At 45.8% G+C, this 354-nt stretch carries 1 protein-coding gene; it reads left to right on the top strand.

Annotated elements, in window-relative coordinates; genetic code table 11:
* Positions 1-21: 21 nt before the first annotated feature.
* On the top strand, positions 22-354 hold a 333-nt coding region (locus tag ACNKXV_RS13585; RefSeq protein ID WP_417908267.1), incomplete at its 3' end, for a hypothetical protein.

The raw sequence follows: 354 nt of genomic DNA, 5'->3' as shown, positions 1-354 counted from the left end.
CAATCGGTCTTTGGTCAATCAATGACCAATCCAGTGGAACAGGTCAGTTTTCAAACCCCTAAAACCCTTTACTTCTCAGGGGAGAAAATCTGGTTTGATGCCAAAGTCACCATAGGAACGGAGCCCTCGGCCTCCCAAGTCGTTTATGCCGAGTTGGTTGACCGAAATGCTGTTTCCATCATTCACGCCAAAGTCCCTTTACAAAAAGGCGAGGCCGTCAATTACCTCAAAATTCCGGAACAGACCCCATCGGATCATTATTTACTGAGAGTTTACACCCGCATCAGTCCTTATTTGGATATCAATGCCGGTATTTCTCAGCAGTTTGTGACCGTGATCAATCCAAGAATACCA

Source organism: Christiangramia aquimixticola (genome assembly GCF_048285835.1).
GTDB classification, from domain to species: Bacteria; Bacteroidota; Bacteroidia; order Flavobacteriales; family Flavobacteriaceae; genus Christiangramia; species Christiangramia aquimixticola.
Note: the sequence above shows the minus strand (reverse complement) of the source record. Positions and strands in the feature narration are given on the sequence as shown.